Origin of the sequence: Haloactinopolyspora sp. (genome assembly GCF_027324685.1) — a bacterium.
Taxonomy (GTDB): Bacteria; Actinomycetota; Actinomycetes; order Jiangellales; family Jiangellaceae; genus Haloactinopolyspora.
The window spans coordinates 1-8,157 of the sequence record NZ_DAHVSH010000178.1 but is presented as its reverse complement, the minus strand read 5'-3'; the positions used below and the strand labels follow the sequence as shown (position 1 = coordinate 8,157).

At 66.9% G+C, this 8,157-nt stretch carries 11 protein-coding genes; 9 read left to right on the top strand and 2 right to left on the bottom strand.

Annotation, left to right across the window (positions count from 1 at the left end; translation table 11 throughout):
• Positions 1-614 precede the first annotated feature (614 nt).
• The 8 genes from M6444_RS19475 to M6444_RS19440 are packed head-to-tail and all read left to right on the top strand — an operon-like array spanning position 615 to position 5,555.
• On the top strand, positions 615-968 hold the full coding sequence (locus M6444_RS19475) for a hypothetical protein (RefSeq protein WP_298331263.1): 354 nt from the start codon (positions 615-617) through the stop codon (positions 966-968).
• Complete coding sequence (locus M6444_RS19470; protein WP_298331262.1) at positions 968-1,345, top strand: hypothetical protein; 378 nt, start codon at positions 968-970, stop codon at positions 1,343-1,345. Before M6444_RS19475 ends, M6444_RS19470 begins: the two co-directional genes overlap by 1 nt.
• Positions 1,342-2,058 carry a DUF2637 domain-containing protein gene (locus tag M6444_RS19465; RefSeq protein ID WP_298331260.1) on the top strand — a complete coding sequence of 239 codons (717 nt, stop codon included), beginning with the start codon at positions 1,342-1,344 and terminating at the stop codon, positions 2,056-2,058. The genes M6444_RS19470 and M6444_RS19465 overlap by 4 nt, the downstream gene beginning before the upstream one ends.
• Before the next feature lie 4 nt (positions 2,059-2,062).
• Positions 2,063-2,212: a hypothetical protein gene (locus M6444_RS19460; RefSeq protein WP_298331258.1), complete on the top strand. Its 150-nt coding sequence runs from the start codon at positions 2,063-2,065 to the stop codon at positions 2,210-2,212.
• Positions 2,209-2,490: a hypothetical protein gene (locus M6444_RS19455; protein ID WP_298331256.1), complete on the top strand. Its 282-nt coding sequence runs from the start codon at positions 2,209-2,211 to the stop codon at positions 2,488-2,490. The genes M6444_RS19460 and M6444_RS19455 overlap by 4 nt, the downstream gene beginning before the upstream one ends.
• On the top strand, positions 2,490-3,185 hold the full coding sequence (locus M6444_RS19450; RefSeq protein ID WP_298331254.1) for a hypothetical protein: 696 nt from the start codon (positions 2,490-2,492) through the stop codon (positions 3,183-3,185). The genes M6444_RS19455 and M6444_RS19450 overlap by 1 nt, the downstream gene beginning before the upstream one ends.
• On the top strand, positions 3,182-5,053 hold the full coding sequence (locus tag M6444_RS19445) for a hypothetical protein (RefSeq protein ID WP_298331252.1): 1,872 nt from the start codon (positions 3,182-3,184) through the stop codon (positions 5,051-5,053). The genes M6444_RS19450 and M6444_RS19445 overlap by 4 nt, the downstream gene beginning before the upstream one ends.
• The gene (locus M6444_RS19440) at positions 5,040-5,555 is read left to right on the top strand and encodes a J domain-containing protein (protein WP_298331250.1); all 516 of its coding nucleotides are present in this window, start codon (positions 5,040-5,042) and stop codon (positions 5,553-5,555) included. Before M6444_RS19445 ends, M6444_RS19440 begins: the two co-directional genes overlap by 14 nt.
• Positions 5,556-5,606: 51 nt before the next feature.
• Here the strand turns inward: M6444_RS19440 and M6444_RS19435 are convergent, their stop codons facing one another.
• Both M6444_RS19435 and M6444_RS19430 read right to left on the bottom strand, forming a co-directional pair.
• Entirely contained in the window at positions 5,607-6,050 is a 444-nt protein-coding gene (locus M6444_RS19435; protein WP_298331248.1) for a hypothetical protein, read from the bottom strand.
• A gap of 342 nt (positions 6,051-6,392) precedes the next feature.
• The gene (locus M6444_RS19430) at positions 6,393-6,773 is read right to left on the bottom strand and encodes a hypothetical protein (RefSeq protein ID WP_298331246.1); all 381 of its coding nucleotides are present in this window, start codon (positions 6,771-6,773) and stop codon (positions 6,393-6,395) included.
• A gap of 1,178 nt (positions 6,774-7,951) precedes the next feature.
• Here M6444_RS19430 and M6444_RS19425 point away from each other — a divergent pair.
• Positions 7,952-8,080 (top strand): hypothetical protein, encoded by a 129-nt coding sequence (locus tag M6444_RS19425; RefSeq protein WP_298331244.1) that lies wholly within the window; start codon positions 7,952-7,954, stop codon positions 8,078-8,080.
• Positions 8,081-8,157 lie beyond the last annotated feature (77 nt).

The following is an 8,157-nucleotide window of genomic DNA, read 5'->3' as shown; positions in this document are numbered from 1 at the left end:
TGCTGGTCAGCGCTGCGCGCTGTGTGCGGATCAGCTGGAACTACCGCTGTGGGGTGCGAAATGACGAACGCCGTAGAACGCAGGGTGTCTGCGCAGGTGGTAGCTGCACAGGCACCGGCCAGGGTGAACGAACAGACCAGCGCGCGCCGTCCAACTTCATCGGTCCCGCTGGTGGGGTACGTCCCGCCGCCGAGCTACCCATGCTCGGGATGGTGGGTGGTGACGCGCCGCGCGCTGATCGAGGTTGTGCGGTGCGGCCTGTGGGCCGTAGCCGGCCCGCTGTGGCTGGTCTACGCCATCGGCTGGTCCGTCGCCCGAGCTGGACGATCAGCACGAACCGCGCGGCAGGTCCAGATGACCAGGCGAGAGCGACGGGCGGTGACGGCCCGATGAGGACGGCAGAACGGCGGCTGTGCGCGTGCTGCCGCCGCACGACGCCACACGAAGAGATGCGTGGCGACAACGGCCGGCAGCTCAAGGACCGGCGCGTCCTGGTCTGCGATGTCTGCGGCTATGTCACAACGCCGCGCCGATAGGCACCACCAGGAAAGTAACTGGCTGCTGGGGTCGGTACGTGACCGACCCCAGCAGCCCCCGGATGGAAAGGAACGAAGGTGACGACCACAGAGACGGTTCAACGGTCAGTTGACCTGCTTCGCGAGTCCGTTCGTGAGCGGCCAGCGTTGGCCGGCCTGGCCGACGTGTACACGCTGGCGAGCCAGATGGGCGAGCTGCTGAACACAGCGGCAGGCCTGCTGACCCACGCAAGTTCGGAATGCCTGAACGCGGCCGGCGATCCGAATTTGCGAGTCGATGAGCTCGGAGAGCCAATCGATCCGGCTTCGACGGCTGTTCGCGCTGGTGAGGCATTCCAGGCGGCGTATGAGCAGGTATACCGCGCCGCCGCGCGGGTTAGTCAGGCGCAGACCCTGGCCGGACGGTTGTACGTGGCGGGGGGTGGCGACTGATGTCGGACACGTTCGAGCCCGCCAATCAGACCCGACACGCGGTCCTGGCGGTAAACCGAGCCCATGCCGAACTCGTCGGACGCGAGCTAGACCCGGCGAGTGAGCTGCTGCCGCTGCTCGCGCAGATGGCCAAGCTCGGCACCGCTGCTCGCTCGCTGGTGGAGCTGACCGCCGAAGCGGTCGAGCTGCTGAAAGACCAGCCCGATCTAGCGGTGACCAGCGAAGCTACTGCCGCATCGCCAGCAACCGCGGCGGAGTGGCTGCGTGGCGATCTGGTGGCCGCGACCGACCATCTGATGTCGGCCACAGCGGCGTTGACGCAGGCCCGCGACGCCGCCGCACGGCTTCACATCGCCCCGAACGGAGAGAACCAGTGACGGCCGCGACAGCGACGCCGGCAGCCGAGGCGGCACGACAGCTGTACCGCGAGAGTGTCGCGGCAGAGATGCCGCTGACGGGGCGGCAGTTGGCCGCACAGTTCGACCGGTCTGAGTCCTGGGGCCGCGCTCGCATCCGGGAAGTTCGGAGCGCCGACGCGGTTGCCCTGCCGGTTGCCCCGGCTGCCGCCGAGTTGCCGCATTCCGTGAACAGCGAGGTCACAGAGTCGGAAACTGCCGCGCCGAGCGGGCCGGCGAGCGCGACAGCTGCGCCGGTTGCGCCGGTTGCCGACCGGCAGCCGCGCGGCAGCCGCGCGGTTGTCATGACCGCGTTCTTGCTCGGGATCGTGGCGAGCGTGGCCGCGAACATTGCGCATGCTGATGACGCGGCAGGCCCGCGTCTGGCTGCCGCGTTCGCGCCGGTAGCGCTGCTGCTGGCGGTCGAGTGCATGTCGCGGCCGGCGTGGTATCGCTCCGGCCCGCTGTGGGCGCTGGCGCGATACGGCGGCACCGGGCTCGTGGCCCTGGTTGCTGCCGTCATGTCGTACCGGCATATGCACGGCCTGCTGCTCAGCTACGGCGAGGACTCGCTATCGGCCGCAATCGGCCCGCTCGCCGTTGACGGGCTGATGATCACCTCTGGGTTCGCGCTACTGGCGATGACTCCGAGCGCCGTGCGCGGTGAGTCCACACCCTCAGACCGGGAGGGATGAGCCCATGAATGAACTGCCAGTGCAGGTGATCCTTGACCCGACTGCTTCGCACACCGTCTCGTACGACGGTGAACGGCTCGTGGTCCGGCCCGACGCCGAGGCACGCGACGTGGGGTGGCTGCTGCTGTCGCTGCTCGGTCAGGTGCCGGCGTGAGCTGGCCAGTCATCACCGCGCGGCTGGCTAGCTCGCGACCGGCACGCCGGCTCGTGGGGTGGCTGCTGCTGTGGCCGTTGCTGCTGATTCTCGCGCCGCTGTGGCTGTCCTGGCGGTTCCCGCCGTTCGGCCTACTGGTTGTGGTGCCGGTCGTGGTGCTGGTGGCCACGGCCAGCACCACAGCCGCGTTTCTGGCGCTGCTGGGTGGCGTCGTGCTGATCCCGATTACACGCCTGCTGCTGACTGGCCGCAGGCATAACCCGAAGGAGAACGGCTGATGGATGACCAGCGACGACGGCGTGCCGACGCCGGCCAGGTCCGCGCCACTGCGCGGGATGCTGTGGCGCTGAGCTGGGTGGTCGAGATGTACGGGATGCCGCTTGACCTGCTGCGCCGCCTGACCGGCACGTCCGAGGGCGCTATGCGTCAACTGCTGTGGCGCTGGCGGCGAGCGGGGTGGGTGGAGTCGGGTCAGCTAGGCGCTGGTCCCTCGTGGGTGTGGGCCACTCGACTAGGGATCGAGCAGTTCGGTCGGCACCCGTACGACCCGCACCGGCCGAGCGTGGCGAAGGTGGCCCATCACCGCGCGGTCGCGGCTGTGAGGCTCGAGGAAGAGAGCCGGCGACGTGACGCCGGATTCGCGTGGGAGTCCGAGCGGGAGCTTCGATACCTGCTCGGTCAGCGTCGCGGGAGCGATGCCCAGCGCGAACACCTGGTTGACGGAATCGGCGAATGGGATGCCCCGAACGGCTCGCGAATCCGATTCGGCTACGAAATCGAGCTATCCCCGAAGCCGGTCGGTCAGCTCAAGAACAACATTCTCGCCGGCCTCGATATGGGCGGCCTAGTGCAAGTCGCGTGGTTCGTGACGGACCGGACGCGTGCGCTGGTGGAGCGTGCCGTCAATGAGGTCAGTGCAGGTAAGCGCATCGTCCTACGGGACGTGCCGGAGGAAGGGGTGTTGTCCGGATGAGAGAGAAAGCCACCGGATACGTGATCGCTGCTGGGGTGGCGCTGATCGTGCTGCCTGCGGTTGTGATCGCGTGCGCGCTGTACTGGCGCGCGTGGGCGCGAGGGTGGCCCCCTACTCGGGGCCGCTGGGTCGCGGCGGCGTCGTGGCTGCTGCCAGTTGGGGTGTGGCTCACTGGACCTGGCCCGGTCGAGTTGACCGACCATGCACTAGCGGCCGTCGAGACGTCCCGCTGGTGGATGGCGTGGCTGCCGATGCTGCCGTGGATGATCCCGCTGGGCACCACGCTCGGCAGCATCTACTGGGGTGTTCGCTGGCACGACGCCCGTTCTGGTCGCTTCCGGACTCCACGCGGGGCCGGCGTGTGGGGGCCGAGGCAGTGGGCGCACGCGATGAAGCGGGCGCGCGCCGAGGCACGCCGGCCGGGACTGGTGCCGCTGCTGACCCGTCACCGCGATCTTGTCATCGGGCGCGCGGCGGAAATCGTGGAGGCTGGCGCGGGGCACATGGTCCCGCGCGACCCCCGCAAACTGGTTGTGCCGGCGTCGGCCATCGCTAAGCACTTGGTGGTGATTGGCGAACCCGGCGTTGGTAAGACGGTCTTGCTGACGAGGCTGGTCACCGCCGATTTGGGCGGGGCCTGGCTCGGCCATGTGGTAGATGGCCGACCCAGGCCCCTGACCATTGTCCTCAACTGCAAGGGCGGGGACGACGGCAAGGTGATTGAGCAACAGCTCACCAGCGCGTTTGAGGCAATGGGTATCCCCCGGAACCGGATTGGCGTATGGCCCCGCGAGGTCCGACTTGATCTGTGGCACCTGCCGCCGAACAGGCTGGTGGAAGTGCTCGTGGAGATGGTGAAGACCGATCACCCTTACTACGCCGATGTGCAGGACGAGGCTGTGAGCCTGGCTGTCCTGGCCCCTGGTGGACCTCCTGGGTCGTCTGTCGAGTTCATCCGGCGACTGAACACAGAGTGGCTGCTCAACGCCTACGATGCGCGATTCCCCGGCGAGCGCGAGTCAATCAAGCAGTTGCGTCAGGAGTTCGCGGGCGTGGCGTCCAGGTATCGCACTACGTTCCGTCGTCTTGGCCGGACGCTCGACAGCGGGCGGTCCTTGGATGACTTTGATGCTGTGGTCGCGACCGTGGAGGGCACCGAGAACGTTCGCACCGCGTCCGCGATGGCGCAGGCGTTGGTGGAGCTGGTGACCGACCTCGCTACGCGCGGGGGTCACGGCGGCCGGCGTCGGCGTGTGCTGTTCACCATCGATGAGTATTCGGCTGTGTCAGAGCGAGTGCAGGTGTCGCTGCTGATGGAGCGCGCCCGCTCCCTCGGTGTATCCGTGGTCGCGGCCGGCCAGTCCTGGGCATCGATGGGGCCGACCGATGACGAGAGGAAGCGACTGATCTCGGCCGCGTCGGGCGGCATGCTGCTGATGGCCACGGCCGACCCGGAACAACTCGCGAAGTTGTCCGGCTCGCGGCTGAACGTCGAGGTCGGTATCAAGAAGCTTGACTCAGGTGGGTACGGCGACGAGGGCACAGGTCGCGTGCAGAACGCCTACTTGGTGGATCCTGACCGGCTACGCATGTCCGGCACGACGTACGGCCAGGTGGTCTACGTCTCTCACGGAGTGGCGACGTGGGGAGCTGTCGCGAGCGTGGCGACCACGACCGCCGCACCGGCGCTTCCTGCGCCGGGGACGAGAGTCGAAGACATGATCGCGTACGTCCAGCGCGGCACGATCACGCGCGGGGAGCGCATACCGGCCGCAGAGCTGGACGCCGGCCTGGCGGACTTGGACGACACAGCGGGGATGGACAGCGATACCGCGTTCGAGCAGGGAGTGACGTATGACGAGGGATGAGGCCCTACGTGTGCTGGGTCTGGCCAGCGAACACACGTTGCAGGAACTGACTGTTGCGTATCGCGTGCAGGCACGAAAACGGCACCCGGATCGCGGAGGTAGCCGTATCGCGTGGGACGAGCTGCAAGAAGCGCGGCACGTGCTGACCACCCAGCTTGAAGTCCAGGTGCCCAGCCCAGACGAGGACGGCCCCCAGACGCGAACCGCGCGGCCGCGGCGGCGGTGGCGGCGACTGCCGCGCCATCGTCGGCTGATCACGCTCGCACTGTGTGCGCCGCTGCTGTTCGGCGTGTGGCGGCTGCTCGACGGGGCCTATCCCCCGCTGGGGTGGCAGGTGCCGGCAGCGGTGACGGGGTATCTCGCTGCCTGGTGGGTGTACTGGCTGATTCGTGAGGCCCGTACTCCGGTCGTGGCTCGTGCGTCGCGCTGGGCGTACTTCTGGCCAGACGCGGGGCTCGGTGCCCGGATGGCTCAGGCGATGGATCAGACGGCGGAGAAGTAGACGCCAACACAGAGAGCGGCCCCGGTACCTCGACGAGGTACCGGGGTCTACTCATGTGCCAGCGAGCCGGCGTATTTCGGCCAGCGGCACCAGGTGCGCGCCGTTCGGCCCCCATGGGTAGGCGGTGAGCTGGTCACGCTCGATTGCACGTCGCACGGCGTACTCGGTAATACCCAGGATCGCGGCTGTGCGCTGCACGGACAGCATGATGGGGGTGGCGGATGCGCCACCTGGTGGATGGGTACCCGCCAGGACAGGCAGGTGTCCAGCCGCATCATGCTCGGGGTGGTCGTCGACGAGCTGTTCGACGTCGACAGGTTCGGGGTGGGTGATGTCGTGCTGTCGGTCGATCGAGTCGGCCGGGATGAGCCATTTCTGCGTTCGACTGTCGCGCACTGCGCCGGCATACCGGCCGCTGGTGACGCCGCGGCGGATCGTTTTTGGACTGACACCTGCCCGTCGTGCGGCGGCGTCGATGTCGAGCAGTTCGGCCATGAGCGGGACAGTACGCCGACCGGGATGGACAGTCACGTACCCGATGGGGTACCCGCGCGGGACCGGGCATGAGCTGGTTCTGTGTGGGCCGCTATGGCGGCACGTGGTCGTCCTGCTGGCCATCTCGTCTGGGCTGGGCACCCTGTGGGTGACCGCGCCGGTTGTGACCTGTCCAGGGTGGGCCGGAGGCCCATCACGTAGTGACGGCGTAGCCGCCCTGGACTGGTCGCGGCCGGTGTGGTCGGCTTTGCTGCCCAGGCCAGAGGTGATGGCCGGCCCCACCCATCTCGGAGGGAGGGTCGGGGGTGTGGGGGCAGAGCCCCCGCTTCCGCCAGACCGGCGTCAGAGGCCGGGAATCGTCGGTGTGCGGCCGTCGCCGGCCTGGTCGTCGCCGTCATGGACGCGCCATCCCCGCCGGTCTAGCTCGGCCTGGAGCTGCCGCCGGCCGGCAGGCCGGCCCTTCCAGCCCAGGTTCGGGTCTAGCCGGTAGGTGTGGTTCTGCCCGACACGCGGACCCCGGTGCAGCACGCCGGCCGCGACCAGTCGCGAGACAGCTCTACTCACGCCCGTACGGTGACGGTTGAGCTCACTAGCGAGCTCGGTCAGGTCAAGGTGGATGTAGTTGTCCCAGTCGAGCCGGCCGAGCAGCGCGAACAGGACTTGATAGTCACCGGCCGGCATGCGCGCCCGCGCGAGCCGCGCTAGCGGCTGTTGCATCGCCATGACCCAGCCTCCTCCCGTCGTCCTATCGCGTGGCGTGGCCACGAGGTCGTACACCACGCCTGTTTCAGTATCGGCGTAGCCCCGAGGCTGTTGCATCCTTGACCCTTCCCTGCGCGAGTCGCGGCGTAGACGTACGTCTACGCGGTGTAGACACACGTCTACACCGCGACTGCTGTTTGGGCTGGTAGACACGCCGTTCTTTCTCTCTGCATAGGGCCTCGCGCCGGGGCACCGTGCCACGAAGGTTATCTGCGCTGTCCACGCGGGTGTACGGCCGCGCCGTCCACGGTCGTTCGCGAGCCCTGGTTAGCTCGCTCCGCCGCGACGGTGGTCGGCGGGTAGTCGGCCGTGCACGCGTGTGGGCAGCAGCGCATTCAGATCGCCGGTCGAGTTGGCACCCGCGTCGTGCGCGAACAGCGGCCCCGGTTTGACGCGATCAGTTGCCTCTATCTGTTGGGCGTCGCGACTCCGGCTGCCATATCACGCGCAACTCACAATCAAAGGTGCCATGATCTTTTCTAAACGCTTCGCAGAAAACATCATGGCATCGCTTCGCGACGGCTACGCCGCCTTTGACTGCGAGCCTCTATGCGCGTGATTTGGCAGAGCCACGGGGCAGGCCCCCAAAAGCGCGGGGCCGTGCCCCGTTGCTCAACTCGCATCCTGGGCAAGGTCATTGCACCCCTAATATCTGTCTGATAGACTCCTAACATGATCGAACAAAGACCAGATAGACCCCTAACGGAACGTGAGGGGTCTACGGGGCACATTAGCCTTGTGACCTGCGGTAGCCTCCACCCACCCACACCCCGAGCTATCCCCTTCAACAAGAACACTAAAGGGGATAGCTCGGGGTGTGGGTGGGTGGAGGCTGTGGGTGGGTGGTGTGGTGGGTGGGTTAATGGTTGTGTTGTTTGTATTTTTGTTTTTTCTTTTTACTGGGGAGATATAGAAAGACAGAACCGGCTCGGTGACTTCGGGCCGCGTGGTTCTTTCTCTCTAAAAACTCCCCAGACCCCTGTTTTTACTCTCTTTTTCCTTCGGCCCTGGGCGTCGCTGGTCTGTGGTCGGTTTGGGAATGTCGGTTTGAGTTTGCGTGTGAGAGTCATGCGCTGTGTTGGCGAGAAAGGAGCGTTTCGGAAGTCCGTTTCTGTGGTTGGCGAGCTTAGGAGGCGCACGTGTCGAGACGACGGAAGAAGGACCAGGACGAACAGGCGTGGGAGTGCGAGAAGCACCGGATACGTGCTGGTCAGCGCTGCGCGCTGTGTGCGGATCAGCTGGAACTACCGCTGTGGGGTGCGAAATGACGAACGCCGTAGAACGCAGGGTGTCTGCGCAGGTGGTAGCTGCACAGGCACCGGCCAGGGTGAACGAACAGACCAGC

Excerpts from the sequence above, each read along its gene's own strand:
- M6444_RS19470 (WP_298331262.1), top strand. The coding sequence starts at position 968 with ATGTCGGACACGTTCGAGCCCGCCAATCAGACCCGACACGCGGTCCTG.
- M6444_RS19460 (WP_298331258.1), top strand. The coding sequence starts at position 2,063 with ATGAATGAACTGCCAGTGCAGGTGATCCTTGACCCGACTGCTTCGCAC.
- M6444_RS19450 (WP_298331254.1), top strand. The coding sequence starts at position 2,490 with ATGGATGACCAGCGACGACGGCGTGCCGACGCCGGCCAGGTCCGCGCC.
- M6444_RS19445 (WP_298331252.1), top strand. The coding sequence starts at position 3,182 with ATGAGAGAGAAAGCCACCGGATACGTGATCGCTGCTGGGGTGGCGCTG.
- M6444_RS19440 (WP_298331250.1), top strand. The coding sequence starts at position 5,040 with ATGACGAGGGATGAGGCCCTACGTGTGCTGGGTCTGGCCAGCGAACAC.
- M6444_RS19435 (WP_298331248.1), bottom strand. The coding sequence starts at position 6,050 with ATGGCCGAACTGCTCGACATCGACGCCGCCGCACGACGGGCAGGTGTC.
- M6444_RS19430 (WP_298331246.1), bottom strand. The coding sequence starts at position 6,773 with ATGGCGATGCAACAGCCGCTAGCGCGGCTCGCGCGGGCGCGCATGCCG.